The organism is Sheuella amnicola (assembly GCF_010499255.1).
Lineage (GTDB): Bacteria > Pseudomonadota > Gammaproteobacteria > Burkholderiales > Burkholderiaceae_B > Zwartia > Zwartia amnicola.
Window position 1 is genome coordinate 79,252 of sequence record NZ_JAAGRN010000001.1, and the last position, 24,717, is coordinate 103,968.

General features: G+C 51.9%; 25 protein-coding genes and 2 tRNA genes. 15 read left to right on the forward strand and 12 right to left on the reverse strand.

The window, feature by feature from the left end; translation table 11 throughout:
* The first annotated feature begins 33 nt into the window (after positions 1 to 33).
* Positions 34 to 732, forward strand: a complete 699-nt coding sequence (locus tag G3I67_RS00395; RefSeq protein WP_163651010.1) for a fumarylacetoacetate hydrolase family protein — start codon at positions 34 to 36, stop codon at positions 730 to 732.
* A gap of 48 nt (positions 733 to 780) precedes the next feature.
* Here G3I67_RS00395 and G3I67_RS00400 read toward each other — a convergent pair whose 3' ends face one another.
* A complete protein-coding gene (locus tag G3I67_RS00400) occupies positions 781 to 1,545 on the reverse strand; it encodes an SDR family NAD(P)-dependent oxidoreductase (RefSeq protein ID WP_163651012.1) in 765 nt (254 codons plus the stop codon).
* Between the two features lie 129 nt (positions 1,546 to 1,674).
* Here G3I67_RS00400 and nudC point away from each other — a divergent pair, with 129 nt between their 5' ends.
* From nudC to G3I67_RS00415, 3 genes are all read left to right on the forward strand, one after another.
* Complete coding sequence (gene nudC / locus G3I67_RS00405; RefSeq protein ID WP_163651014.1) at positions 1,675 to 2,439, forward strand: NAD(+) diphosphatase; 765 nt, start codon at positions 1,675 to 1,677, stop codon at positions 2,437 to 2,439.
* 12 nt (positions 2,440 to 2,451) lie between these two features.
* Positions 2,452 to 3,420 (forward strand): hydroxyacid dehydrogenase, encoded by a 969-nt coding sequence (locus G3I67_RS00410; RefSeq protein ID WP_163651016.1) that lies wholly within the window; start codon positions 2,452 to 2,454, stop codon positions 3,418 to 3,420.
* 142 nt (positions 3,421 to 3,562) lie between these two features.
* Positions 3,563 to 4,492: a Bug family tripartite tricarboxylate transporter substrate binding protein gene (locus G3I67_RS00415; RefSeq protein ID WP_163651405.1), complete on the forward strand. Its 930-nt coding sequence runs from the start codon at positions 3,563 to 3,565 to the stop codon at positions 4,490 to 4,492.
* Positions 4,493 to 4,519: 27 nt separating this feature from the next.
* On the opposite strand, the gene G3I67_RS00420 is transcribed toward G3I67_RS00415, so the two are convergent.
* Both G3I67_RS00420 and G3I67_RS00425 read right to left on the reverse strand, forming a co-directional pair.
* Positions 4,520 to 5,230: an alpha/beta fold hydrolase gene (locus G3I67_RS00420; protein ID WP_163651018.1), complete on the reverse strand. Its 711-nt coding sequence runs from the start codon at positions 5,228 to 5,230 to the stop codon at positions 4,520 to 4,522.
* A gap of 4 nt (positions 5,231 to 5,234) precedes the next feature.
* A complete protein-coding gene (locus G3I67_RS00425; RefSeq protein ID WP_163651020.1) occupies positions 5,235 to 6,014 on the reverse strand; it encodes an enoyl-CoA hydratase/isomerase family protein in 780 nt (259 codons plus the stop codon).
* 141 nt (positions 6,015 to 6,155) lie between these two features.
* Here G3I67_RS00425 and G3I67_RS00430 point away from each other — a divergent pair, with 141 nt between their 5' ends.
* Positions 6,156 to 7,145, forward strand: coding sequence for an NADPH:quinone reductase (locus G3I67_RS00430; RefSeq protein WP_163651022.1), 990 nt, complete (start codon positions 6,156 to 6,158; stop codon positions 7,143 to 7,145).
* Positions 7,146 to 7,185: 40 nt separating this feature from the next.
* Here the strand turns inward: G3I67_RS00430 and G3I67_RS00435 are convergent, their stop codons facing one another.
* Positions 7,186 to 8,130 (reverse strand): AEC family transporter, encoded by a 945-nt coding sequence (locus G3I67_RS00435; protein ID WP_203583496.1) that lies wholly within the window; start codon positions 8,128 to 8,130, stop codon positions 7,186 to 7,188.
* Positions 8,131 to 8,195: 65 nt separating this feature from the next.
* Here G3I67_RS00435 and G3I67_RS00440 point away from each other — a divergent pair, with 65 nt between their 5' ends.
* A complete protein-coding gene (locus tag G3I67_RS00440; RefSeq protein ID WP_163651024.1) occupies positions 8,196 to 8,630 on the forward strand; it encodes a GNAT family N-acetyltransferase in 435 nt (144 codons plus the stop codon).
* Between the two features lie 139 nt (positions 8,631 to 8,769).
* Here G3I67_RS00440 and G3I67_RS00445 read toward each other — a convergent pair.
* Positions 8,770 to 8,854 (reverse strand) — tRNA-Leu (locus G3I67_RS00445).
* Positions 8,855 to 8,894: 40 nt separating this feature from the next.
* Between G3I67_RS00445 and rnr the strand changes: the two genes are divergently transcribed.
* The 8 genes from rnr (at position 8,895) to G3I67_RS00485 (ending at position 16,914) form a co-directional block, all read left to right on the forward strand.
* A complete protein-coding gene (gene rnr, locus G3I67_RS00450; protein ID WP_163651026.1) occupies positions 8,895 to 11,384 on the forward strand; it encodes a ribonuclease R in 2,490 nt (829 codons plus the stop codon).
* Between the two features lie 15 nt (positions 11,385 to 11,399).
* Positions 11,400 to 12,137, forward strand: a complete 738-nt coding sequence (gene rlmB, locus G3I67_RS00455) for a 23S rRNA (guanosine(2251)-2'-O)-methyltransferase RlmB (RefSeq protein ID WP_163651027.1) — start codon at positions 11,400 to 11,402, stop codon at positions 12,135 to 12,137.
* A gap of 34 nt (positions 12,138 to 12,171) precedes the next feature.
* Positions 12,172 to 13,416: a cystathionine gamma-synthase family protein gene (locus tag G3I67_RS00460; protein ID WP_163651028.1), complete on the forward strand. Its 1,245-nt coding sequence runs from the start codon at positions 12,172 to 12,174 to the stop codon at positions 13,414 to 13,416.
* A 312-nt stretch (positions 13,417 to 13,728) separates the two neighbouring features.
* Entirely contained in the window at positions 13,729 to 14,001 is a 273-nt protein-coding gene (locus G3I67_RS00465) for an HU family DNA-binding protein (RefSeq protein ID WP_163651029.1), read from the forward strand.
* Positions 14,002 to 14,114: 113 nt separating this feature from the next.
* Positions 14,115 to 14,190, forward strand: a tRNA-Val gene (locus tag G3I67_RS00470).
* A gap of 51 nt (positions 14,191 to 14,241) precedes the next feature.
* Positions 14,242 to 15,051, forward strand: a complete 810-nt coding sequence (locus G3I67_RS00475; protein WP_163651030.1) for an energy transducer TonB — start codon at positions 14,242 to 14,244, stop codon at positions 15,049 to 15,051.
* Positions 15,052 to 15,089: 38 nt separating this feature from the next.
* Positions 15,090 to 15,767: a response regulator gene (locus G3I67_RS00480; RefSeq protein WP_163651031.1), complete on the forward strand. Its 678-nt coding sequence runs from the start codon at positions 15,090 to 15,092 to the stop codon at positions 15,765 to 15,767.
* A gap of 10 nt (positions 15,768 to 15,777) precedes the next feature.
* Positions 15,778 to 16,914, forward strand: coding sequence for a sensor histidine kinase (locus G3I67_RS00485; protein ID WP_163651032.1), 1,137 nt, complete (start codon positions 15,778 to 15,780; stop codon positions 16,912 to 16,914).
* 68 nt (positions 16,915 to 16,982) lie between these two features.
* Here G3I67_RS00485 and G3I67_RS00490 read toward each other — a convergent pair whose 3' ends face one another.
* From G3I67_RS00490 to G3I67_RS00500, 3 genes are read right to left on the reverse strand one after another with little or no spacing between them, the layout of a single operon-like run.
* Complete coding sequence (locus G3I67_RS00490; RefSeq protein WP_163651033.1) at positions 16,983 to 18,203, reverse strand: argininosuccinate synthase; 1,221 nt, start codon at positions 18,201 to 18,203, stop codon at positions 16,983 to 16,985.
* 49 nt (positions 18,204 to 18,252) lie between these two features.
* On the reverse strand, positions 18,253 to 19,194 hold the full coding sequence (argF, locus tag G3I67_RS00495; protein ID WP_163651034.1) for an ornithine carbamoyltransferase: 942 nt from the start codon (positions 19,192 to 19,194) through the stop codon (positions 18,253 to 18,255).
* 2 nt (positions 19,195 to 19,196) lie between these two features.
* Positions 19,197 to 20,372 carry an aspartate aminotransferase family protein gene (locus G3I67_RS00500; protein WP_163651035.1) on the reverse strand — a complete coding sequence of 392 codons (1,176 nt, stop codon included), beginning with the start codon at positions 20,370 to 20,372 and terminating at the stop codon, positions 19,197 to 19,199.
* 137 nt (positions 20,373 to 20,509) lie between these two features.
* Here G3I67_RS00500 and G3I67_RS00505 point away from each other — a divergent pair, with 137 nt between their 5' ends.
* Complete coding sequence (locus G3I67_RS00505; protein ID WP_163651036.1) at positions 20,510 to 20,806, forward strand: DUF3579 domain-containing protein; 297 nt, start codon at positions 20,510 to 20,512, stop codon at positions 20,804 to 20,806.
* A 16-nt stretch (positions 20,807 to 20,822) separates the two neighbouring features.
* Here the strand turns inward: G3I67_RS00505 and G3I67_RS00510 are convergent, their stop codons facing one another.
* The 4 genes from G3I67_RS00510 to G3I67_RS00525 form a co-directional block, all read right to left on the reverse strand.
* Positions 20,823 to 21,776, reverse strand: coding sequence for a 2-hydroxyacid dehydrogenase (locus G3I67_RS00510; protein WP_163651037.1), 954 nt, complete (start codon positions 21,774 to 21,776; stop codon positions 20,823 to 20,825).
* A gap of 219 nt (positions 21,777 to 21,995) precedes the next feature.
* Entirely contained in the window at positions 21,996 to 22,259 is a 264-nt protein-coding gene (rpsT, locus tag G3I67_RS00515) for a 30S ribosomal protein S20 (RefSeq protein ID WP_163651038.1), read from the reverse strand.
* Positions 22,260 to 22,359: 100 nt separating this feature from the next.
* The gene (gene murJ, locus G3I67_RS00520; RefSeq protein WP_163651039.1) at positions 22,360 to 23,943 is read right to left on the reverse strand and encodes a murein biosynthesis integral membrane protein MurJ; all 1,584 of its coding nucleotides are present in this window, start codon (positions 23,941 to 23,943) and stop codon (positions 22,360 to 22,362) included.
* On the reverse strand, positions 23,940 to 24,698 hold the full coding sequence (locus G3I67_RS00525) for a 3-hydroxyacyl-CoA dehydrogenase (RefSeq protein ID WP_163651040.1): 759 nt from the start codon (positions 24,696 to 24,698) through the stop codon (positions 23,940 to 23,942). Before G3I67_RS00525 ends, murJ begins: the two co-directional genes overlap by 4 nt.
* Positions 24,699 to 24,717 lie beyond the last annotated feature (19 nt).

Consider the following 24,717-nt stretch of genomic DNA (forward strand, 5'->3'; position numbering starts at 1 on the left):
TTTATTTAACCCAGACTCATTTAGGAATTCATCATGGCTGACTATGTTGTCACCCCGCCAGCCGTAGTCGGCTTGCCCGTCGTCGGTACATCCAAACTTTTCCCTGTCCGTCGCGTATATTGCGTTGGCCGCAATTATGCCGAACATGCAAAAGAAATGGGCTTCACTGGTCGTGAAGATCCTTTTTTCTTTTGCAAGCCGGCCGATGCACTGATTCCGGTTGCCTCCGGTCAGACTGCAAATATGCCTTACCCGAGCAAAACATCCAATCTTCACTACGAGATGGAGTTGGTTGTTGCAATAGGTAAGGGAGGACGCGATATTACGGTCGAAAATGCAAACGATCATATTTACGGATATGCATTAGGTCTGGACATGACGCGTCGCGATTTGCAAAATGAAAGCAAAAAGCAAGGTCGTCCCTGGGAGACAGGTAAGGCATTCGATCATTCTGCGCCTATTGGCCCAGTCCATCCGATTCAGGCAACCGGAGTGTTATCCAAGGGTTCCATTTCGCTTGATGTGAACGGTACACAGCGCCAGATTAGCGATTTGTCCCAGATGATCTGGAACATTCCAGAAAGCATTTCATATCTCTCCGGCTTGTTTGAACTCGCTCCCGGAGACTTGATCTTTACAGGTACGCCTGAAGGCGTTGGCGCTGTTGTCAAAGGCGACAAGCTGATTGGCAAGATCGAAGGATTAGGCGAATTTGAAGTCCACATCGTTTGATGCGAACCGCCCGACAAGGTTTTGACCGAGTCGGGTGTTTGTGATTTTTTAACGAGGCGTCATCCGGATTGCACCATCAAGACGAATCGTTTCGCCGTTTAACATCGGATTTTCAAGAATGTGAAGCGCCATCATGGCGAATTCATCCGGATGGCCAAGTCGTGCCGGGTGCGGTACGGATGCCCCCAGAGATGCTTTGACATTTTCAGGCAGCCTGGCGAGTAGGGGGGTATCAAAAATTCCCGGTGCAATCGTGCAGACGCGAATTTGACGATGCGCAAGATCCCGAGCGGCAACCAGGGTCATGCCCACGATTCCAGCTTTTGCAGATGCATAGGGCACCTGACCAATTTGACCATCGAATGCGGCAACCGATGCTGTTAGTACGCATGCGCCACGTTCGCCGTCAATGGGTTCGTTTTTAGCCATGCGCACGGCTGCAAGCCTCAGGCTATTGAAGGTGCCGATGACATTGACCCGTACGATATCTTCAAACTTTTCGAGAGACCCCGGTGATCCGTCTTTTTCGACCAGACGAACCGCACCCCCATAGCCGGCGCAGTTGATCAGTGCGCGCAACGTACCAAGCGATTCAGCTACGTTGAAAACATGCTCCATCTGCTCGGTATCGCATACGTCTGCTTTGACAAATCGGGCATGCTCGCCCAATGATCCGATGACGGCTTCGCCTCGTTCTGCTGAATGATCCGCGATAACCACGGACACACCTCGGGCAAGTAGTTGACGCGCGCAAGCCAGACCGAGTCCCGACGCACCGCCCGTAATCACTGCTGACATATTTTGAAGTTTCATTTTTTGTTCTCTAAAATGGTTCTTCACTGATAATAATTGATGCTGTTCGGTTTTAGGGCGATGTATATTTATCGCCATGGAGTAGGATGCTGAAATTGAATAAACAAAAAAAATGGGACATGAAACATCATGAGTGAAGCAAGTTACTGGCTGATTCGTTTCGAAAATCAAGTGTTAGTTAGATTTGAGGCTGGCGAAAATGTATTTCCGTTCGGCTCTGCCGCAGATTTTGGTCATCCGGAAAACCCGTTATTGATCGGTCAATGGAATGGCCGTAATTGTTATGCAGCCGATTTTCATGCGTTGCCCGAATCGATTGGCGGCGAGTTGATGCCGGTTAGAAGTCTTTTCGGTGCAGCTGGTGAAGAGGCCTTTTTTCTTGCTGGTCGAGGAACCCAATACATGGACTGGTACAAAAACCATCAGTTCTGCGGTCGTTGCGGGACCAAAAGCAACATGAAATCCGACGAGTTCGCAATGGAGTGCCCATCGTGCAAATTGATTGCTTATCCAAGAATTTCGCCTGCGGTGATGGTATTGATCGAACGTGGAAATGAGTTGTTGTTGGCAAGAAGTCCGCACTTCAAACCGGGTGTGTTCAGTGCGCTTGCAGGATTTGTTGAGCCCGGCGAAACGCTCGAACAGTGCGCAGTTCGAGAAGTGCGGGAGGAGGTTGGTGTCGAAATCACCAATCTGAGATATTTCAAGAGTCAGCCCTGGCCGTTCCCGAATTCGCTGATGTTGGCATTTTTTGCCGATTATGCGGGTGGAGAAATCAATCCGGATCCGAACGAGATTGAGGCGGCAGGGTGGTTTTCGAAAGATGATTTACCTCGTTTGCCCGACCCGGTCAGTATCGCCCGTCATTTGATTGATGCATCTCTCCAATCTTAAGCGGGTAATCATATGACTCGTCCAATCGTATTGGCTTCGCAGCCGATGAACGCATATGCCGAAAGTATTTTGAGCCGTTATGGTGAATGTCGCGTGGCAACCGATATGTCAGAGCAAACGCTTTGTCGAGAAATTCGAGATGCGGTTGCGCTTGTTGTCAGAGGTCAGGCGCCTGTCACCGCGGCGGTGATTGCCGCTGCACCGAAATTAAAAGTGATCGGTCGAACAGGCGTCGGCTATGACACGATCGACATTCCGGCTGCAACTGCTCGTGGTATTCCTGTTGTGCACACCCCTGGCGTAGGCGCGCGGGCTGTTGCGGAAGCCGCAGTTGCCTTCATGCTGGCTTTATGCAAAATGATCCCGTACTGGGATGAGCAACTCAAAGGTGGAAACTGGAATGCCCGTTACGGCATTCAGGGCAATGATCTCGATGGGCATACCGTCGGGATTGTCGGTTTCGGCCGAATCGGAAAACTGGTCGCCGAATTATTGGCTCCTTTCAATATGACTGTGCTCGCTCATGATCCCGTCAAGGATCTTGAAACAGCACAAAGATTGAATGTCACGATGGTTGAAATGGACGAGCTGCTGGATCGTTCGAATTTTCTGACGCTGCATCTTCCGGAAAATGCCGAAACAATGGGTTTCATAAATCGCGATAAATTGTCCAGGCTTCAAAAAGGATCCTATTTGATTAATCTGGCTCGGGGCGGAGTCATAGACAGCCTCGATCTAGTTGACGAGTTTTTGTCGAATGGTCATTTGGCCGGAGCGGCCCTGGATGTTTTCAACCAGGAGCCTCCAAATCTTAAACATCCGATTTTCAGGCACAAGAATATTCTGGTATCTCCTCATTCGATGGCGACGACCCAGGGCGCAATGAAGCGGATATTCCAGTCAATGACGGACGATATGTCGGCTATTCTGGATGGCAGAGTTCCTGCTCATGTCGTAAATAGGGAAGTGCTCAAGCTTTGAAGTAAATCATTCGCTGTTTTGACGAAAAGTGTATTGCCGTAAATTTTGCTGCATCTTTAATCACTTGATTTATTTAACGGAGCAACAGATGAAACTCGGAATCAAACGCATTGCATTTTTAGGTTTGACATTGTGTGGGTCTATGGGGTTCATCGCGCATGCGCAAACATCACAATGGCCTGATAAGTCAATCAGCATGATTGTGGGATTTCCGGCCGGAGGTCCGACGGATTTGGCCGCGCGAAGTCTCGCGCCTTCAATGCAAAAGCAGCTTGGCCAGACGATCGTAATCGAAAATAAACCCGGCGCGACCGGATCGATTGCCGCCGCTCAAGTCAAGCGGGCTGCCCCTGATGGCTATACTTTGTTCGTTTCCTCGATCGGTACTTTTGTCGTTGCCCCGCATTTACTCAAGCAAATCAATTACGATGCCTTGAAGGATTTTGACTATATCAGTCTACCGTTTCAGGCCCCCAATGTTCTTGTGACCGGACCCGCCAGACCGGAGCGTACTGTTGCACAAGTATTGGCTGCCATGAAGAAGCAACCGGGCAAACTGACGTTCGCCAGTTCCGGGGTAGGGGCGTCTGATCACCTGTCTGCCGAACTGCTCTGGCAACAGAGTAAAACGCAAGGGTTGCATGTTCCCTATAAAGGCGGTGCACCAGCCATGCAAGATACGCTTGGTGGACAGGTAGATTTTTTTATGACCAATATTAATGCGGTGTTGCCGCATATCTTGGCCGGCCGATTGCATGCGATTGCGATAACCGATAATAAAAGATCGCCTGCTTTACCGGATGTGCCTACGTTTGCGGAGGCTGGCGTGCCGGGAATGGAAGTGTACGGATGGCAAGGCTTGGTTGCTCCGAAAGGATTGCCTGAGCCGGTGAAAAAGAAAATCAGCGACGCTGCGATTCAAGCAATGCGTGATCCCGATACTGTAAAGAAACTCAATAATCTCGGGGTGACGATTGTTGCAAACACGCCCGAAGAGTTCACTGCGTTTGTCGAGCGTGAGAACAAGCGCTGGAAAGATTTGATTCAGGCAAGAAAGATTTCCGTGGATTGAGCATATATGCCTTGGTGACGCGCCGGGTTATTTCAGCCAGGCGTCCAGGGCACGGTTCACCTCAGCAGGTTGCTCCATCGTTGACAAGTGTCCGCAATGCTCGATGATGACTAATTTAGCTTGCGGGACTTGTTTGACAATGTCTTCATGCATCGAGACGGGTGTGGAAGTGTCTTGCCTACCGCAAAGGACAAGCGTTGGGCATTGAATGTTCTTTAGGCTCGAAAATGAGTTCGCTCGTTCGATGATCGCCCGTTGTTGCTGTCCAAAAGCTTTCAATCCGACATTGAGCACCATTTCGCGCACTTTTTCGAATAGCGTGGGTTTTGCCACCATGTCGGGATGCATCCAGCGTGCCGGCAACTGATCGGCCAGGGCGGCCAGTCCTTTTTCGTTTGCTGTTTGCAAGTCGATTTTTCTTTGGATTGTGCGCTCAGGGTTTTCGGACTCGGCGGACGTATCGAGCAGGGCCAAACGAATCACGCGTTCGGGTGCCCGTCGCATCACTTCGAACGCAACGTATCCGCCCATCGATAATCCCATCAAGTAGAACTCTTCAGGCGCATGTTGCAGGACTTGCTGTGCAAAGTCCGCAATCGAATCACCTTGCCTGAAAACCATCGGCATACAGCGATACCGATCTGAAAAGTGATCGACTTGATTTTGCCATAGTGCTTCACTGCACATATGGCCTGATAGCATGACAAGAACAGGGCGGGTGTCGGAAGGATTTGTCATGTCATTACTTCCCCGTGAATCGGGCGGCCCGCTTTTCTTTCCATGCCAAGGCGCCTTCTTTCATATCGCTCGATTTTTCTGATGCGACAACGGCATCCCGTATGGCTTGCTCTTCAACTACGCCCCTTGCGATCAAGTTCAAATGTTTTTTAATTCCGAGTAGGGCGATAGGTGCCATGCCGGCGATTTGCGCGCTGAGCTCGTCAAGACGAACGTAAAGATGTTCGGGTTCGAGCATTTCGTCGATGAAACCCATCTTTAGCATTTCTTCCGCTTCGATTTTCTGAGCAGTCAAGAAGAGTTTTTTAGCGTGATTTAATCCCAGACGAGTGATGTAACGGACCATCCCACCCGGATAAAAGTGAAGGCCTAGCTTGGCAGCCGGCATAAACATGTTAGCGGTGTGAACGCCCAGTCGAAAATCACAGGCTAAACATAAGTCGGTCCCGCCACCGTATACGCCACCATTGATGGCAACGATTGTGACTGGTCTGGCTCGTTCGATCAGGTCAACGGTGTCGCCAAAGTAGGTTGCAGATGGGGCGGAATCGGCGGCCATGGAAGATATATCGTATCCACTGCAAAAATATTTGCCATCAGCGATGAATCTCAGCACTAGTATCTGTTCTTGCTGATTCACTGTGTGGATATGTTCTTTGATGACATCCAGATCGGCAGGACTGAGCCTGTTGGCATAAGCCGGATTGCGCAACCGGATCGTGGCGATGCGACCATCGATAGTCAAGTCCGGAGTGGTAGGTTCGTTGGGCGTGGTTGTGCTCATGTTTTTAGGACGTCATCCGTATTCTTTTACTCATATTACATAAATTAACAGATCAGGTCTTTTTCTTGCGCTTGAGGTTGCCGGGATTTAACATTTGTTTTCATAAGTAGTCATGGAATAAAACAGCTTGGGGGAGAAGATATGAAAGCAGCCTGGTACGAAAAAAACGGTGAAGCCAGAGATGTATTGATTGTCGATGATGTTCATACGCCGCAGCCCGGCCCCGGCGAGGTTCGGGTCAAAATCATGGTGTCCGGAGTGAATCCCTCTGATTTCAAATCACGTCGCACGCGTCCTCTTAATGCTGACCGGATCATTCCCCATAGCGATGCAGGTGGTGTCATTGACGCTGTCGGAGAGGGCGTCCCCCATGAGCGAATCGGACAGCGAGTCTGGGTTTGGAATGGGCAGTGGCAGCGTCCCTTTGGCACGTGTGCGCAATATATTGCCATCCCGTCTGATCTTGCAGTCGACTTGCCCGCCAACTGCGATTACGACGCGGCGGCTTGCATGGGCATTCCGGGCCTGACGGCATTTGAAGCTGTTCGTCGCTTAGGTGACATTTCTGGCAAAACGATACTTGTGATCGGTGCCGCCTCATCTGTCAGTCACTACGCTGTTCAGATGGCTGTTTTGAAAGGGGCACGCGTGATCGGCACGGTAGGTTCCGAAGCAAAAGCCGCCCATGCACGTGCAGCGGGCGCGACTGACACAATCAACTACAAAACCGAAAATGTGGCAGAGCGGGTCAAGGCACTCACAGGTGGTCGGGGCGTGGATGGCATTATCGACATGGATTTTTCCACAACAATTGATTTGATCCGAAAGGGTGCACTCGCACCGCATGGAACGCTTTCTTGCTTCGGATCCAATTCGCATGACGAGCCTCAAGTGCCGTTTCGATTGATGCTGACGACTTCTTTGAACATGCATTTTTTTCTGATTTATGATCTGACGGCCTCAGAGCGGGCTTACGCAGTAAAAGAGCTTAATGCGCTTCTTGCCTCCGGCCGCTTAAAGCACGCCATTGCCGCGAGGTTCAGTCTTGATCAAATCGTCGCCGCACATGAAAGCGTAGAGCAGGGACGTTATATGGGCAATGTCGTGATCGATATGACCTTATCGTCTTGACAATGTTAGGGGGTGCATTGCACCCTTTGCGTCGTCCGTTTTACTCTATTCGACTTGTAACCCAGGCAGTCAATGCCGAAATCGTCATGACGGATAAAACGGTGGATAGCAAAATGGCGCGGGCACTTGATGAGGCATCCCTAGCGTAGAGGTTAGCCATCATGAAGGGGCCTGTACCGACCGGAAGCGCTGCCATCAGTATGGCAATCAAGGCCCACATGGATGGCATGTCGAAGATAAACAGTACGCAAAATGCGGCGATCAAAGGTTGCAGAATAAGTTTTAGCGCAACGATGCGGTATACCCCATCTCCGGCAACCGATTTGGAGCTTTGCGCCAGAAACAGGCCGATCGAGATGAGAGCGCAAGGGGTTGCCGCCTCTCCAAGCAAATTAAAGTATCTGTCGACCGAGACGGGCAGGCTCCAGGGGCTAGCCGAAATTGCAACGCCAAGGAGGGGAGCAATGAGTAGCGGATTCCTTAGCATGGCGGCAAGAATTTTCAGCAATGTCTTTAAGACGTTGCCATCGCGATTGCGTTGCAGTTCGATAAAAGCAATCGTTACTGCAAATAAAAGAGAAACTGTAAATAATGTGGCGATAATCGATGGCCCTAGACTGGCCGATCCGAAAATCATCAGACAAAGCGGAATCCCCATGAAACCGCAGTTTGAGTATCCACTGGTCATGCAATCGATCATTCTATCGACGGGGTGTTGCGGGGAGTGCCGAGACAAATAGGCCTGAACTCCTGCAGTCGTGAAAATACTGATGCCGAACGACAGGAAGAATCCGGGTTGAGCCAGGTCTGTCAATCGTGCGTGTGCCATGGCGTAAAACAATTGGGAAGGCAGTGCCAGATAGATGACGAACTTGTTCAGCCCTTCCATGCTGAGTGCGGAAAGTAATTTGAACCTTGCGCACAGCCAGCCGGTCAGAATCAAGGCGAATATCGGAAATACTGCATCAATGACCGGAGCGATCATGTTCAAATCGTGAAATATGGAAAAAGATATGAAAGTGTACTCTGCCGCATGAAGGGGATTTCCGAATGACCGAAAAGACAAGGCATAACATCCGGTTGGGATCATGGGATGATTTGAAAGACGATGCAGCACCGATACGCATGCAGGTCTTCGTGGTTGAACAACGTGTACCTTTGGAAGAAGAGATTGATGTTGCGGATTCGTTATGCGTGCATGCTGTCGCATATGCCGCTCAGGGCGTAGCGATCGGAACAGGCAGGTTGCTGCCTGATGGCCATATCGGGCGGATGTCTGTACTCATAGAGCATCGAGGCAAAGGTGTCGGTGGCGAGATCCTTCAGGCACTCATGGATCATGCCCGATTGATCGGGTTCAATGAAGTCGCGCTGAGTGCGCAAACCCATGCGCTGGGGTTCTATCGGCAGTATGGTTTTGTGGAGGAAGGTGAAGAATATCTTGACGCTAACATTCCGCATCTGATGATGAGGCGATCCCTGTAATTGCGTCCAGATATAGTTGCAAGGCCTGATGGTGAAAACAAAAAGGGAGCGTAAAACAAAAAACCTCAAAATCTAAAAAGAATTTTGAGGTTTTGCTGTCTGTCGAAGGATTAAGCACGTTAAATGCTTTACACTTCTTTGGTGCCCAGAAGAGGACTCGAACCTCCACACCTTGCGGCACACGGACCTGAACCGTGCGCGTCTACCAATTCCGCCACCTGGGCAAATCAAATAAGACGTGCATTATAAGATGAGAACGCTACTTTGGCAAATCGCCCCACCTCAAACAGTAAAAATACGCGCTCTTCAGTAGCGAGTCCAGACTTGCCTGCGGACTTCGATCCGGATGTCCCCTCGCGCGAGCAGATTTTGGAATCACTCAGAAGCGCAGCCACGCCCTTATCCCCGGAGGATCTGGCCGTCAGAATGGGGTTGCAACGTGAAGAAACGTTGAAGGGTTTCGAGCGCCGTCTCGCCGCAATGGAACGTGATGGACAACTATTGCCTAATCGTAAAGGCGTATTGTTGCTCGCAAATAAACTTGATTTTGTTGCGGGTCGCGTCCAGGGACATCGTGATGGCTTCGGTTTTTTGTTGCGCGACGATGGTGGTCAGGACATCTTTCTGTCGCCCCGCGAAATGCTCAAGGTTTTGCATGGCGACCGTGTCCTGGTTAAACCGTCCGGTGAATATCGGGGCAAGCCTGATGGCACGATCGTTGAGGTGCTTGAGCGTCGAACCAATCGTCTTGTCGGTCGGTTCTTGAACGAACGCGGGCTGGCTATCGTTGTACCGGAGGATCAGCGCATCAAGCATGACGTTTTGATTCCCCCCGGGGAAACGGGGGGAGCCCAACATGGCCAGGTGGTGTCGATCGACATTATTGAGCAACCTACGCGTCATTCCCAACCGCTGGGTCGCGTGGCTGAGATACTTGGCGAGATCGATGATCCAGGCATGGAGATCGAAATTGCCGTGCGCAAATTCGATGTTCCGGTCGATTTTTCGGATGCGGCATTGCGCCAGACCGACAAACTGCCTGATGTTGTCCGCAAATCCGATCTTAAAGACCGCGTAGATTTGCGCGATGTGCCTTTCATCACAATCGATGGCGAAGACGCGCGCGATTTTGATGATGCTGTTTATTGCGAACAAGTCGATCTGGGTAACGGTCGTAAGCGCCCGGGTTGGCGTTTGCTTGTAGCGATTGCAGATGTCAGTCATTACGTTCAACCTGAAGACGCTTTGGACAGCGACGCATGCGAACGCGGTACCAGTGTGTACTTTCCACGTCGCGTCATTCCGATGCTTCCCGAAAAGCTCTCAAATGGTTTGTGCTCGCTCAAGCCGGATGTGGATCGGTTGGTGCTAGTCTGCGACATGGTCATTCCGCTGACTGGTGCCAAAGCCGGTACGGTGGCCGCTTATCAGTTTTACAACGCAGTGATCCATTCGCATGCGCGTACGACATATAACCAAGTCTGGGAGTCGCTTCAGCAACCGCAAGGCCCTGTGGCGCGAAGCCTGTCCCATGTGTTGCCGCATATCCAGGATCTGCATGCGTTGTTTCAGGTATTAGTGCAGTCGCGCAAAGATCGTGGCGCAATTGATTTCGATACAGTGGAAACGAAAATCGTTTGCAATGAACTCGGCCGAATCGAAAAGATTGTCGGTGTTGTGCGCAACGATGCGCATCGGGTGATCGAAGAATGCATGTTGGCTGCCAACACATGCGCTGCGGATTTCATTCAGCGAAGCAAGCATGTTGGCCTGTTTCGTGTCCACGAAGGACCTACGCCCGAAAAGCTCAAGTCTTTGCGTGAGTTTCTTCGCACTCTGGGTCTGCATCTTGACGGAGGTGATGAGCCCACCGCCAAGGACTATGCTGCTTTGCTTGATCGTGCGCGCGCTCGACCGGATTATGCTTTGCTGCAGACAATGTGCCTGAGATCCATGCAACAGGCAATTTACGGTCCCGATAATGCGGGGCATTTCGGTTTGTCCTACGACGCATATACCCACTTCACTTCACCAATCCGCCGCTATCCTGATTTACTTGTTCATCGCGTGATCAAAGCGCTTTTGAAAGGCGATCGCTACCAACCGGCTTTGCATGGTTTTGTCTCGCCCCCCGGAACTTCCGCTCGCGAGCATGAGCACGACGTCTGGGAAAAAATCGGACTGCTTCTGTCTGCCACCGAGCGGCGTGCGGATGATGCCTCGCGCGATGTCGAGGCGTGGCTGAAGTGCTGGTTCGTAAAAGAGCGGGTTGGTGAGGTATTTAGTGGACGTGTCACGGGCGTGGCTAGCTTCGGCATATTTGTCACGCTTGATACATTGCATGTTGAAGGAATGGTTCACGTTTCTGAACTGGGAACCGAGTATTTCCAGTTCAACGAAGCCTTGCACGAATTACGCGGCGAACGCACCGGCATGCGCTACCGCTTGACCGATGCGGTACAGGTGCAGGTCGCACGCGTGGACCTTGAAGCGCGAAGAATTGAATTCAGATTGGTTGCCGGCACTGGGTTCGTCGCTTTGCGAAAAGCGGCAAACAGGATTGAAGAGCCGGGCAAGCGCAGGATTAAGAAGGCTGCGCCTGCCAAACCGGCTGAGTTCAAGGGAACGAGTGCCCGTGAGCGTCGGGCACAGGCTAAAAAAGCTTCAAAAAAAGAGGTCTCCAGCTCTTCTAAAAAAAGGACTCGCTCCTCGAAGTCCGCAAGTGTGAAAAAATCCGCCCGTAAGGGTCGTTGATAAAGGGTATTTAGTATGGCAGCCACACAAACCCTGGCAGGGTTTCATTCGGTCATCGCGCGCTTGCGCCAGGCTCCCGGTTCGATTAAGGATATTTATGTCGAGGCGCAACGCCGGGACAAGCGGATGGTGTCGTTTATCGAGCAGGCCACTGAGGCGGGTTGCAATGTACATCCCGTCGGAGCAGATCGACTGGAAGGGCTGGCGGGCGGCGCTCGCCATCAAGGAGTGGTTGCGATTGTCGAGGCGCGACGTTTGGCCGATGACCTGGACGAGGTGCTGGATGGCATTGATGGTCCTGCCTTGTTGCTCGTCTTGGACGGCGTGACTGATCCTCACAACCTGGGGGCGTGTCTGCGTACGGCCGATGCGGCCGGGGTGCATGCCGTGATTGCGCCTCGTGATCGCTCGGCCGGTCTCAGTACAACTGTCAGGCGCGTAGCTTGCGGTGCGGCCGAGTCCATCCCATATTTGATGGTGACGAATCTGGCCCGTACGATGCGTGAGCTGAAAGAGCGCGACATCTGGCTGATCGGTACCGATGACCAGGCAAAAGAAAGCATTCATCAGACCGATACCCTTCGCTCCACAGCTTGGGTGATGGGAGCCGAGGGCGAGGGGATGCGTCGCTTGACGCGTGAAACTTGCGACGAACTGGTTCATATACCCATGTTAGGTAGTGTTGAAAGTCTAAACGTAAGTGTGGCAACAGCCGTATGTCTTTACGAAACCGTTCGCCAACGCCAGGGTTAAACTCTTTTTCTTTTCTAATTCAAGTGTGACTGTTATGGCCAAGCACGGATTTACTACCAATATCCTTCACTCCGATCGTCGGGATGGCGTTGAGCATGGCGCTGTCCATAAGCCCATTCATACCTCGTCGCAGTATTCATATCCGGATGCGCGTGAGTTGGCCGCAGTATTTCAGGGCAAGGCAGGTTACACATACGCACGTCAGGGAACGCCGACGACGGACGCGCTGGAGCGCAAAATCACCAAGATGGAAGGGGGCGTATCCAGCTTGAGCTTTGCAACAGGCATGGCTGCGTTGTCTGCATTGTTCACTACACTGTTGCGTGCCGGTGATCATTTGATTTCAAGTCAATATATTTTCGGCAATACCAATAGCTTGTTCGGAACATTGCAACTTCTCGGAATCGAAGTCACGCTGGTTGATCCAACGGATGTGAAGGCTGTTGCGGCTGCGCTACGCCCGAATACGCGGATGGTTTTCACAGAAACCATTGCCAACCCGGGCACACAGATCGCTGACCTGGAAGGAATCGGCGCTTTTTGTCGGGCCAATAACCTGGTGTACGTGGTTGACAATACGTTGACGTCTCCATGGCTATTTCAACCACGCACAGTGGGCGCATCGATCGTGATGAATTCACTTTCCAAACATATTGGCGGACATGCCCATGCTTTAGGCGGATCGTTGACCGATACCGGATTGTTCGACTGGACAACTTATCCCAATATCCTTGATGTATACAAAAAAGGCGCCACAGCAGGCTGGGGCATGACGCAGATCAAAAAGAAGGGGCTTCGGGACATGGGTGCGACCTTGTCCGCGGATGCCGCACACCGGATATCGGTAGGTGCCGAAACTCTGGCGTTGCGTCTGGATAAAATCTGCAGCAACGCGATGGCATTGGCAAATTTCCTGTCCAATCATCCTTGCGTTGCGCGAGTGTCGTATCCCGGCCTGAGCTCACACCCCCAACATGAACGTGCAGCTCAATTGTTCAACGGTCGATACAGCATGCTATTGGGCGTAGAGCTTGCAGACGGTGTGGACACATTCGAATTCATGAACAAGCTTGAAGTCGTAATACTGGCAACGCACGTTGGTGACACGCGTACGCTGGCGTTACCGGCCGCCCAAACAATTTATTATGAAATGGGTCCCGCTTTGCGTGCGCAAATGGGCATCGCTGATGGGTTGGTGCGAGTTTCTGTCGGGATCGAAGACGAGGCTGACTTGATCGGTGATTTTGCTCAAGCTCTAGATGCGTGCCGATCCGTGTGAGACTGAATTATTCAGGGCTTTGGCTTTTATCGCATAACTTTTTTTTTGACTAGTAGGGATTTGTCTAGATTTTGATTTAACTAAAAGGCGCTTTCAAAAAAAAGCGAGACAAATTTCCTATATCCAATTAATATGCGGCTTGTACGAGGTTTTTTACTTGACAGCCTTCTTAACTAAAGGCTTAATGTTTACAGTTAAGTACTGCAATTATTTTGTTGTGCTTAGCTTTTGTTGAAATTGAAGTCTCGTCAAGTTTTTGTTTTTTGATGTCCATGACATCGAGTTTTTAACCACCAATGGGGTAATCCTGAAATGAATAAAACCGAATTGATCGATCACATTGCTTCCAAGGCTGATATTTCGAAGGCTGCAGCTGGCCGTTCGCTTGATGCGATGATCGCTGCCGTCAAAGCAACCCTCAAAAAGGGCGGCACTGTGACCTTGGTCGGTTTCGGTACTTTCGCTGTGACCACTCGTGCTGCTCGCATGGGCCGTAACCCACGCACAAACGAAGCGATCAAAATCAAAAAAGCAAAAGTGCCTAAGTTCCGTCCAGGCAAAGCACTGAAAGACGCCCTGAACTAATCAGGTCGTTTGCCAAAACTGTGCGGTTCGCTATAATGCGAACCGCATTGTTTTTTTTGATACCGATTTATTGTTAGGATGTGGCTGATCCCTCAGTCCTTCACTTCAAATTCGGGTGGTTAGCTCAGTTGGTAGAGCGTCTGCCTTACACGCAGGATGTCACAGGTTCGAGCCCTGTACCACCCACCAGTTTCCTCTCCATACTTTCCATCACACTCCATCAGATCTCAAAGTCAGATTATGGATTCCCGGCCGTCCGGTATCGCATCGAGACTTAGGCGATTGCCTATTCTGATTTTCCTGATTGTTTTGCTTGTCCACGTAGCAGTAGGTGCCTGGGTCCTGTCGGCACGTTTTGGACAAAATTCGGAAGTGGCTGAATCCCCCATTTTCGTTACTTTGGAAAAAGGAGAGTCAGATGAGGATGGATCCGAACAAGCCCAGTCGAGCGACTCGGTCGATTCCGGCGAGACACCTCAATCAAAGAGTCACACGACGCAAACACCGGCTGAACCTACTCCAAAGGACCTATCTTCAGCCAAGGAAAATCCCTCGGAAATTTCCAATCGGATCAAGCAGTCAGAGCCATCATCCAGACCGTCTGCCGAGTACAAGCACAAACCCGCATCAATTGCACCGGCATTGACCACTCAGCCCACTTCAGACACGATCGGATCAAGTTCACCAACAAACGTTGAAATCACCATTTCCGGCGAGTCCGGATCAGTTGGGCACTCAAGCGGTTTAGGCTCGCCTTCGACAGGGCCCCGGCATGTTTCCCACATCGACTATCTGGGCTCTGCGCCAAGCCCTGTCTACCCGGCACGTGCAAAGAGTCGCCAACAGGAAGGACGGGTGGTTGTGCGCGTGCTGGTTGATTCTTCCGGTCAAATACGGTCGCTCAGTGTGCTCAAGTCGTCCGGATACGATACGCTGGACAAATCTGCGCTTGATGCTGTTGCAAAAACCCGTTTCAAACCTCATGTCGAGAACGGGACTCCTATGGATCGACTGGCAGATATTCCCATTGATTTTGTGTTGAACCGTTGAAGTGAACCTGATCTGCGGGCAAGAGGTAGAATGAACGCATGAGAGTCCTAGTTATCGAAGATGATGCGACCCTGGGTCGTGCACTGCAAGAGTTTCTGACTGATCAAGGTTATGTGACTGATTGGATCGCTGAGGGTGTGCGTGGTTTGAATGCGCTGTTAAATCATCCTTATGATCTTGTGGTGCTGGATTTGAATCTGCCTGATGTGGATGGACTGAGCGTTTTGCGGTCGCTGCGGGATCAGGAGATGTCTGTTCCGGTATTGATTCTGACAGCCAGGGATGGTTTGCAGGATCGCGTACATGGTTTGGATGCCGGGGCGGACGACTATTTGACCAAACCTTTCGAGCTGGCTGAATTTGCAGCCCGTGTTCGCGCCTTGGCCAGGCGCCACGTCGGTTTATCCCGTTCGATTGTCGAGTTCGGTACGATATCCTTTGATACAACGCACCGCGAATTACGTATCGGTGGCGAGCGAGTCACACTGTCCGTTCGTGAGTTGTCCGTTCTTGAAATGCTGATGCAACGTGCAGGGAAGGTGGTGACTAAACAGCAGATCGTTCAGGGCCTGTCGGCACTGGACGCGAACTTTAGTGAAAATGCGGTAGAAGTTTATATCTATCGACTGCGTAAAAGACTTGAAGGACGCGGCGCGGTCATTCAGACGGTTCGCGGATTTGGATATCTGCTCGAACTCGAAACGAGTCACTCCTGATTGCATCCTTATGCCTGTTCAGTCACTTCAAGCGATTAAAGCGAAATCGGTAAAAACACGGTTTTCCATTTTGCCCGCAGGATCGCTAGCCAGGCATCTGGTTTTGAGGCTGCTGCCGCCCATTATTTTGCTTGTTGTTCTTGATCTGGTTGTAACCTGGGGCATCACGCACAAAATCGAGATGTCCGATTGGCAGCTGGAAGACATTTTCTGGTTGATGGCGCTCGGACAAATGATTTTTATTTGCCTATTTGCCTGGGTCGTGGTGCAGGGGGTGCGATCAGGAATGAAAGCCGTGACAGAGCTTGCCGAGGAGATATCGTTGCGATCCGCCGATGACCTTGCTCCTGTGCAGATTCAAGGCTTGCCGCTTGAGCTTGATTTGCTGGTCAGGCATACCAATGCGTTGCTAGCTCGCATGAATGATACGTTTGCTGCGCAGCGCAGATTCGTCGGTCACGCTGCTCACCAGTTGCGCACTCCGCTGGCGGGACTGAAACTTGAATCCGAGTTGATGCTCGCCAAAGATTTGCCGGCCGATGTGCGAATTCGTGCCGAACGCATTAAAACTGTCAGTGACAGAATGATTCGACTCGGTCAGCAATTGCTCTTGCTTGCCCGTGTGGATCCGGACGCGCGCCCGCAAGATAATTTTGTACGCCTTGATTTATGCGAATGGGTTCGCATGAGCGCGGCGGAATGGTTGACTCGTGCCCGCGACCTTAAAATCGATCTTGAACTGGATGCTCCGGACGATGCGGTTTGGATTGATGGTGATCCAATTCTGTTAGATCAGATGCTGGGTAACTTGATAGATAATGCTTTGCTTTATGCGCATCATGCAAGTCTGATCAAGATTCAGATTACATCAACGCCTCCCGCGCTTTCGGTTGAAGATAACGGTTGTGGCGTGAGTCCACAAGAGCAAGGTCGAGTGTTCGAAGCTTTTTATCGATCCAGTCAGGCAACCGCTGGGGGGTCTGGTTTGGGGTTGGCTATTGTGCGGGAAATCGCTCGCGCGCACGGTGCATGGTGGAATCTGTTAAGCGTGCCGCAGATCTCCGGTACGCGCATGACGGTGGTGTTTCCGGGACCGCGAATCGGGACACAACTGAATCGGATGGATCGGATCAGCCAGTTACGTTGACCCTCAGGTTGACCCGCTAGCAGCTACTCGCGAGAGCAGCGCTAGCAAGATCGGTATCAATTTAATAATTAACGACGACCGGCTCTGGCCTCGATACGCATGCGAAGCGCATTGAGCTTGATGAAACCGGCAGCATCAGCCTGATTGTAGGCACCACCATCTTCGTCGAAAGTTGCGATGGTCTGATCGAACAAGGTGTCCTTGGAGTCGCGTGACACAGTGTAGACGCCGCCTTTGTAAAGCTTGAGGCGAACCCAGCCGTTGACATCCTGTTGGGTCGTGTCGATCAACGCCTGTAATGCACGACGCTCGGGAGACCACCAGTAACCGTTATAAATCAAGGAAGCATAACGGGGCATCAGATCGTCTTTCAAGTGCGCCACTTCACGATCGAGAGTAATCGATTCAATCGCACGGTGAGCCTTGAGCAGAATCGTGCCTCCGGGCGTTTCGTAACAGCCGCGCGACTTCATTCCGACGTAGCGGTTTTCAACCAAGTCCAAACGGCCGATTCCGTGCTTGCCGCCGAGTTCGTTGAGCTTAGTCAGAACTTGAGCTGGCGAGAGTTTGACTCCGTTCAGACCAACCACGTCACCACGTTCGAATTCGACATCCAGGTATTCTGGCTGATCCGGTGCGGCCTCAGGCGATACGGTCCAACGCCACATGGATTCCTCAGCCTCGGCTTTCGGGTCTTCAAGATGACGACCTTCGAAACTGATATGCAAAAGGTTTGCATCCATGGAGTAGGGGGCGCCACCTTGCTTGTGCTTCATGTCGATGGCGATGCCGGCCGCTTCGGCGTAGGCTAGTAGCTTTTGACGGGACGTCAGATCCCATTCACGCCAGGGGGCAATCACTTTGATGCCTGGCTCGAGTGCGTAGTAGCCTAGCTCGAAGCGAACCTGATCGTTACCTTTGCCAGTGGCACCATGCGAGACCGCATCGGCGCCAACTTGACGGGCGATTTCGATCTGGCGCTTGGCAATCAGAGGGCGCGCGATAGATGTGCCGAGCAGATATTCGCCTTCATAGACTGTGTTGCAGCGAAACATGGGGAAGACAAAATCGCGGACGAACTCTTCGCGTAGATCATCGATAAAAATCTGTTCGGGTTTAATGCCGAATTTGATCGCCTTGGCGCGAGCGGGTTCGAGCTCTTCACCTTGGCCGATGTCGGCCGTAAAAGTGACGACTTCGCATTTGTAGGTGTCCTGCAGCCATTTGAGAATGACGGAGGTATCCAGGCCACCGGAGTAGGCCAGTACGACTTTCTTGATATCGCTCATGAGAAGCTCTGAAATTAGAATTCGAAAAGATTAATTTTAACTCGTGGATTTAGTCCAAACGCCCCAGTAGCAGAAATTCCATCAAGGCTTTCTGGACGTGGAGTCGATTTTCGGCTTCATCCCAAACAACGCTTTGTGGACCATCGATCACTTCAGCTGTGACCTCTTCACCACGATGGGCCGGCAGGCAGTGCATGAACAGTGCATCTTTGGCTGCACGCGACATCATCTCGCTGTCGACGCACCAGTCTGCGAACGCTTTGCGACGTTCTTCGTTTTCGCTTTCGTAGCCCATGCTAGTCCATACATCTGTCGTCACCAGATGCGCGCCAATACATGCCTCATTCGGATCCGAAAACTCTTTGACCACACCGGCCTTGACCGAAGCGATTCGGACAGGGTCCAGTCGATAACCCGGTGGCGCCGAAACGTGCAGCGTGAACCCGAGGAGTTCAGCCGCCTGAATCCATGTGTAGGCCATATTGTTGGCATCGCCTACCCAGGTGACGATCTTGCCCTCGATATCGTTACGATGCTCGGTGAATGTGAAGATGTCGGCCAGGATCTGGCAGGGGTGATATTCGTTGGTCAGGCCGTTGATCACGGGGACGCGCGAATGCTCTGCGAATCGTTCGATGCGGGTTTGTTCGAATGTCCGGATCATGACCAGATCAACCATGCGCGAAACGACGCGTGCGGTATCCTCGATCGGTTCCGAGCGACCGAGTTGCGAATCCGTTGTGGTCAGATGAATCACGGATCCACCCATCTGGTACATGCCGGCTTCGAATGACACGCGTGTGCGCGTACTGGCTTTTTCGAACACCATGGCAAGGGTTCGGTCGTGCAAGGGATGGTGCGGCTCGTAGCGCTTGAATTTATCTTTGATCAGGCTGGCACGATTCAGTACATACTGAATCTCGGATTGCGAGAGATCGGCAAGCTGCAGAAAGTGTCTGAGCTTGCCGGTTTTGGTTGCGGCTTTATTCATGGTTATTTGGCGTTAAACGCCTTGATCAATGGAACGAGAATCGAAACGATTTGATCCGCCTCTTCTTTGCTAAGAATAAGCGGAGGCAAGAGTCGAACGACGCGATCGCGAGTCACGTTGATCAGCAAACCGGCATCCAGGGCTTGCATGACGAGTTCGCCACAGGGCTTTTCAAGTTCGATACCGAGCATCAGGCCCTGACCGCGCACTTCGACCACGCCAGGCGTGCCTTTCAGCTCTTTTTCTAGCGAGGACTTGAGGTGCGCGCCAACTGTTGCCGCGTTTTCGAGCAGTTTCTCTTCTTCCATTGCTCTAAATACAGCTAATCCGGCGGCACAGACCAGAGGTCCACCCCCGAAGGTCGTGCCATGGGATCCCGGTCCAAGAACGTTGGCTGCAGGTCCGCGGGCACCAATTGCACCGATTGGCACGCCGCCACCAAGGCCTTTTGCGAAGACGACTACATCGGGCAGAATATCTGCCCATTGGTGTGCAAGCCATTTGCCTGTTCGACCAATGCCGGACTGGACTTCATCGATCATCAGAAGCCAACCACGCTCGTCACACAATGCGCGTAATGCTTTCAGATAGGCGATATCACTAGGGCGAATGCCGCCTTCGCCCTGAAGCACTTCGAGCAAAACAGCGACCACACGCGACTCTTTGTCGCCTGCATCCTTAATGGCTTGTAAATTGTTGTACGCGACTTTGATGAAACCCTCGGGCAGCGGGCCAAAGCCTTTGCGGGCCTTTTCGCTGTCGGTTGCCGCCAGGGTGCCCAGCGTGCGGCCGTGCCAGGATGACTCCATCGTGATGATGTGCGGCATCTCGTTGCCCTTTTTGTGGCCATAATAACGTGCCAGCTTGATGGCGGCTTCGTTTGCTTCGGCGCCACTATTTCCGAACAGGATCTCCGTCATGCCGGAAATCGCGCAAATGCGCTCCGCAAGGGCCTCTTGTTGAGGTACTTCGTAAATATTGGATGTGTGAATCACGCGGGCAGCTTGTTCGCTGATGGCGGCGACCAGTTTCGGATGGCCATGGCCCAGGCACGACACGCCAATACCTGCAAGCCCGTCAAGATAACGTCGGCCTTCGGCATCCCACAACCAAACCCCCTTGCCATGCGTAAAGGCAACGGGTAGACGAGAGTAGGTATTCGAAATGGCAGAAGACATTACCGGAGCTCCGATTTAAAAATTACCGGCATGCGGGATGCTTGCCGGAGTTGTAAAACATCAATCATATACAATCTAGGTAACAAGATTGCGAATTTAGTGTTTGTAATACTTGTTCCAGGTGACACGGGTTTTGCATGACATCAGAAGTCAGCTATTTCGTCCTATACGGCGTAACAGAATCAGGTAGTACATTTCGACCTAGCGATTGGGCCGAACGCTTGGCCGGGGTGCTTGCACCGTACCGGCCGACAGGTGTTCCCGCTAGTCACATCAGTTATTCACCTTACGCCATCCCCAAAGTGATCGATGGCGTCAGATGCGTAGTCGTGGACGAAAGGTTGCGTAATCTTGAGCCTCTTGCCTGGAAATTCGTTCACGATTTTGCCAGCGACAACAAACTCAAGACCAGTTTCGGCCCTCAACCGGTCTGATGTCAATCAAATCACGCTAGGCCACCGGCGTAATCACTTTACCTGTTGTAAAAAACGATTCAAGATTCTCTAACAGGCTGTCCAGCATGGCGCGTCGCGTCTCATGGGTGGCGCTGGCGACATGAGGCATCAATGCGACGTTATTCATCTTCTTGAGTTCGTCGGGTACTTTGGGCTCATGCTCGAACACATCCAGCCCTGCGCCTCCCAGCGCACCTTCAGCCAAAAGCCGAACCATGGCCTGTTCATCTATGACCGAACCGCGGGCGATATTGATGACCATCCCTTTAGGGCCGAGTGCTCTTAACACCTGCTCGTTGATCAAGTGTTTGGTGCTTGCGCCGCCAACGGTTGCAATGACCAGAAAGTCGCTCCATTGTGCGAGATCGATCAAGGACGCTTTATATTCATAAGCAACATCTTTGCGAGCATTTCTGTTGTGATAAGCAACCTGCATGTCGAAGCCTAGTCCCCGGCGCGCGATGGCCTCGCCAATGCGACCCAGGCCGACGATACCGAGTTTTTTGCCGCTAACCCTGGTACCCAGCGGCAACATGCCTACTTTGTTTTCCCAATCATTGGCGCGAACAAAGCGATCTCCCCAGGCAATGTTGCGCGCACAAGCCAACAACAGTCCCCAAGCGATATCGGCCACACAGTCGTTCAGTACATCCGGGGTATTGCTGACGAGGATATTGCGCGCATGAGCAGCTTCGACATTGATCGTGTCATAGCCGACGCCCCAACTACAGATTGCTTTCAAGTTGGGCAGGGCATTGATCACATCTGCTTTACAACCCATCACTGCCGATGTGGCAATGACCTCAATATCCTGCGCGTGCTCGCGTAAAAAAGCCGCTTGGTCCGGTGCTTTCCAGAGTTCGAGTACTTCATAGCGTTCGGCGAGTTCGGCATTGGCCGTTGGAGAACCGGAAAGAGATCCGATTTGAAGAATGCGCTTTTTGGTCATGTTGTCTCTATTTATGTTTTTTAAAAAACAAAGCAGCCCAATAGGGCTGCGTATGCAAGCTGCCAGTCTAGTAGCAACTTTATAACAAACTGAATGTGAAGAGTTCAGTTTGCTTCAATTTACTGCGTAATCTCATCAAGACGCTCATGTCTTGGCGACTAGCCAGACAGTGCGATTCTTAACAGGCAAATGCGGCAGACTATCTGCCGCTACGGCACATTAAGCTAACGATTTGATGGCGGCAGACAGTCGGCTCTTGTGACGGGCTGCCTTGTTTTTGTGGATGATTTTCTTGTCGGCAACGCGATCGATCACGCTGGTTGCTTTCTGGAACACATCAGCGGCAACCGCTTTGTCGCCTGCTTCGATGGCGGAGCGCACACGCTTGATCGCCGTGCGGAGCATCGAGCGCAGGCTTGAGTTGTGCTTGTTGCGGGCAACCGATTGACGTGCACGTTTGCGGGCTTGGACGGTATTGGCCATGTTTAAATATTTCTTTAAAAATGAATAGTTTGATGAAGCTTTACATCGCTTTTAACAAAGCGAAAGCACTAAATGTGCAGGAAAGCCTAGCATTCTAGCACTAACCCTCTGTTTTGCCAACTTTATTTGACCCGGAATTGCGCTTGAAGTCGCTTACACGCACCCCCAGAGCGAATAAGGTCGATATGTAGAGCAGCATCGAGCCACTTAAAACCAATCCAAGCATCATCACCCTGTGAAAAGGGGTAGATTGAAGCGCTATCCAGTCCAGGTAGTGATTCGCTGCGAGAAGTGGGATGGACATCAAGGCCAGGCCGAACAGCTGCCTGAGTAGAAATTTCCCCCATCCGGGCGCAGGACGGTAAATGTTTTTACGTAATAAGCCCAGCAAGAGGAGTGTTGCATTTATGCCTCCACCCAATCCGATTGCAAGAGCTAGTCCGGCATGGGCTAACCAGGGTACGAGCACCAGATTGAGCAATTGCGTCAGAATCAGAACGACAATCGCGATTTTGACCGGGGTGCGAATGTCTTGGCGCCCATAGAAGCCGGGAGCCAGAATTTTAACCATCAGCAATCCGACCAGGCCTGCCGAGTAAGCCATGACGGCCAGTCGGGTCTGCTCGACATCTTTTGCGACAAATGCGCCGTAGTTAAATAAGGTTGCGACCATGCCATCGGCCATCAAAACCATGCAAAGCGCCGCAGGCATACCAAGCAGCAGGACTAGTCTTAATCCCCAATCCAGCAAGGCGCTGTATGCAGTTGTCGATTCTGATGCATTGGCTCGTGACAGGCTGGGCAGCAAAACCGTACCGAGAGCGACACCAAGCAATGCTGTCGGAAACTCCATCAGACGATCGGCAAACGAGAGCCAAGTCACGCTTCCGGGGGCAAGCCATGTCGCGATGTTGGTATTGATCAGCAGTGATATTTGCGCAACGGATACCCCGAGTGTCGCAGGTAGCATCTGGCGCATGATTCGCCGAACAATGGGGTCTGTGAGCGCCTCACGGATGCGTAAAGACATGCGTGGGCGAAGTCCCATCCGTGCAAGCGCGAACCATTGCACAGCCAGCTGGGCGATGCCGCCAAACATGACCCCGATGGCTAAAGCGTAAATCGGTTGAGCCAGGTAGGGGGTGAGAAGCATGCTTGCGGCAATCATGGATAGATTGAGCAAAACGGGCGTGAATGCCGGGATGGCGAACTTTTTCCAGGTATTAAGCACTCCTGATGCGAAGGCGATCAAGGACATACAGATGATGTAAGGAAACATCATTCGTGTCATCCAGACTGCTGAAATGAAATCGTTTTGTCTGGCAGGCTCGGATAGTCCGCTTGCCATGGTGAGCACAACCCATGGAGCGCCAATGATTCCCACCACGGTCACGATGAGAAGCGCAAAAAATAAGGAAAGGGCGACTCGATCCAGCACTAATTGGACAGTGTCCTGCTCGTTGCGAGTTTTAACTTCACCCAGAATGGGCACGAATGCCTGAGCAAACGCACCCTCGGCAAACAGTCTGCGCAGCAGGTTCGGAATGCGAAATGCAACCCAGAACGCATCAGTTAAAGAGCCCGCACCAAAGGCGCGGGCGATCACAATGTCACGCGCCAGGCCAGTGATGCGCGAAAGCAGGGTGAAACTGCTGACGGTCGCTGCGGCGCGTATCAAACTCATTTGGGTGGCATGCGGATCGCGCCATCCAGACGGATCGTTTCACCGTTAAGCATCTCGTTGGTCACGATCTGATGAACCAATTTGGCGTAATCATCCGGACGACCGAGTCTGGAGGGGAAGGGGATGCTGGCGGCCAACGAGTCCTGGACTTGCTGTGGCATGCCAAAAACCATGGGTGTCCCGAAGATGCCGGGAGCAATGGTGCAGCAACGAATGCCCAGAGGAGCCAGATCGCGGGCGATCGGCAAAGTCATGCCGACCACGCCGGCTTTCGATGCCGAGTACGCTGCTTGACCGATTTGGCCGTCATATGCAGCGACTGATGCGGTGTTAATCAATACGCCACGCTCACCGGTCGGTTCGGGATCATTTTTGCTCATGGCTTCAGAAGCCACACGGATCATGTTGAAGGTGCCCACCAGATTGATACCGACCACTTTTGCAAAAAGATCAAGGGCATGTGCCCCGTTCTTGCCGACAGTTTTGGCTGCGGGAGCAATACCCGCGCAGTTGACCAATCCGAAAAGCTTTCCCATTTCGAGTGCGGCCGCCACAACGGCTTTAGCGTCTTCTTCTAGGGTAACGTTGCAATGGACGTAGCGCTGTCCAAGCTCGGCAGCGATGGCTGCACCAGCTTCGTCCTGAAGGTCGGCCAGTACGACGCGCGCGCCGTGTGCGGTGAGCATGCGGGCAGTGCCGGCTCCCAGTCCGGAGGCACCACCGGTCACGATGAATACTTTGTCTTTGATGTCCATTTTTTGTAGAAATCCAATT

Coding starts and splice junctions, on each gene's coding strand:
- argF (WP_163651034.1), bottom strand. CDS start 19,194: ATGAATAAAGCCGCAACCAAAACCGGCAAGCTCAGACACTTTCTGCAG.
- G3I67_RS00460 (WP_163651028.1), top strand. CDS start 12,172: ATGGCCAAGCACGGATTTACTACCAATATCCTTCACTCCGATCGTCGG.
- G3I67_RS00490 (WP_163651033.1), bottom strand. CDS start 18,203: ATGAGCGATATCAAGAAAGTCGTACTGGCCTACTCCGGTGGCCTGGAT.
- G3I67_RS00400 (WP_163651012.1), bottom strand. CDS start 1,545: ATGAAACTTCAAAATATGTCAGCAGTGATTACGGGCGGTGCGTCGGGA.
- G3I67_RS00525 (WP_163651040.1), bottom strand. CDS start 24,698: ATGGACATCAAAGACAAAGTATTCATCGTGACCGGTGGTGCCTCCGGA.
- G3I67_RS00475 (WP_163651030.1), top strand. CDS start 14,242: ATGGATTCCCGGCCGTCCGGTATCGCATCGAGACTTAGGCGATTGCCT.
- G3I67_RS00425 (WP_163651020.1), bottom strand. CDS start 6,014: ATGAGCACAACCACGCCCAACGAACCTACCACTCCGGACTTGACTATC.
- G3I67_RS00465 (WP_163651029.1), top strand. CDS start 13,729: ATGAATAAAACCGAATTGATCGATCACATTGCTTCCAAGGCTGATATT.
- rpsT (WP_163651038.1), bottom strand. CDS start 22,259: ATGGCCAATACCGTCCAAGCCCGCAAACGTGCACGTCAATCGGTTGCC.
- G3I67_RS00505 (WP_163651036.1), top strand. CDS start 20,510: ATGACATCAGAAGTCAGCTATTTCGTCCTATACGGCGTAACAGAATCA.
- G3I67_RS00440 (WP_163651024.1), top strand. CDS start 8,196: ATGACCGAAAAGACAAGGCATAACATCCGGTTGGGATCATGGGATGAT.
- G3I67_RS00430 (WP_163651022.1), top strand. CDS start 6,156: ATGAAAGCAGCCTGGTACGAAAAAAACGGTGAAGCCAGAGATGTATTG.
- G3I67_RS00485 (WP_163651032.1), top strand. CDS start 15,778: ATGCCTGTTCAGTCACTTCAAGCGATTAAAGCGAAATCGGTAAAAACA.
- G3I67_RS00510 (WP_163651037.1), bottom strand. CDS start 21,776: ATGACCAAAAAGCGCATTCTTCAAATCGGATCTCTTTCCGGTTCTCCA.
- rlmB (WP_163651027.1), top strand. CDS start 11,400: ATGGCAGCCACACAAACCCTGGCAGGGTTTCATTCGGTCATCGCGCGC.
- G3I67_RS00410 (WP_163651016.1), top strand. CDS start 2,452: ATGACTCGTCCAATCGTATTGGCTTCGCAGCCGATGAACGCATATGCC.
- G3I67_RS00395 (WP_163651010.1), top strand. CDS start 34: ATGGCTGACTATGTTGTCACCCCGCCAGCCGTAGTCGGCTTGCCCGTC.
- G3I67_RS00480 (WP_163651031.1), top strand. CDS start 15,090: ATGAGAGTCCTAGTTATCGAAGATGATGCGACCCTGGGTCGTGCACTG.
- G3I67_RS00415 (WP_163651405.1), top strand. CDS start 3,563: ATGGGGTTCATCGCGCATGCGCAAACATCACAATGGCCTGATAAGTCA.
- G3I67_RS00435 (WP_203583496.1), bottom strand. CDS start 8,130: ATGATCGCTCCGGTCATTGATGCAGTATTTCCGATATTCGCCTTGATT.
- nudC (WP_163651014.1), top strand. CDS start 1,675: ATGAGTGAAGCAAGTTACTGGCTGATTCGTTTCGAAAATCAAGTGTTA.
- G3I67_RS00500 (WP_163651035.1), bottom strand. CDS start 20,372: ATGTCTTCTGCCATTTCGAATACCTACTCTCGTCTACCCGTTGCCTTT.
- G3I67_RS00420 (WP_163651018.1), bottom strand. CDS start 5,230: ATGACAAATCCTTCCGACACCCGCCCTGTTCTTGTCATGCTATCAGGC.
- murJ (WP_163651039.1), bottom strand. CDS start 23,943: ATGAGTTTGATACGCGCCGCAGCGACCGTCAGCAGTTTCACCCTGCTT.